The sequence below is a fragment of the Pseudomonas sp. HMSC067G02 genome, assembly GCF_001813485.1.
Lineage (GTDB): Bacteria > Pseudomonadota > Gammaproteobacteria > Pseudomonadales > Pseudomonadaceae > Pseudomonas > Pseudomonas aeruginosa.
In genome coordinates this window covers 1-417 of sequence record NZ_KV812684.1, presented here as the reverse complement: position 1 = coordinate 417, position 417 = coordinate 1, and the positions used below count along the sequence as shown (strand labels likewise).

Sequence of the window (417 nt, the reverse complement as noted above, 5' to 3'; positions counted from 1 at the left end):
TCCACCAGTTGCTCGAACGGCAGGTCCTGGTGCGCCTGAGCCTCCAGCGCGCGTTGGCGGGCCTGGGCCAGCAGCTCGTCGAAGCCCATCCGACCGTCCAGGTCGGCCTTGAGCACCTGGGTGTTGACGAAGAAGCCGATCAGCCGCTCGATCTCCACGCGGTTGCGATTGGCGATCGGCACGCCGACACGGATATCCGCCTGCCCGCTGTAGCGATACAACAGCGCCTGGAACGAGGCCAGCAACAGCATGAAACTACTGGCGCCTTCACGCTGGGCCAAGGCTCTCACGGCCTCGACCAGTTCCCGCGATAGCTCGAAACCCAACTGCGCGCCACGATGGCTCTGCCGGGCCGGCCGCGGCCGATCGAACGGCAACTCCAGCACCGGCTGCTCGCCGCCCAGCAGGCCGGTCCAG

1 protein-coding gene is annotated in these 417 nt (G+C 67.4%); it reads right to left on the bottom strand.

Annotated elements, in window-relative coordinates:
- On the bottom strand, positions 1-417 hold a 417-nt coding region (locus HMPREF2914_RS16295; RefSeq protein ID WP_139148215.1), incomplete at both ends, for a condensation domain-containing protein.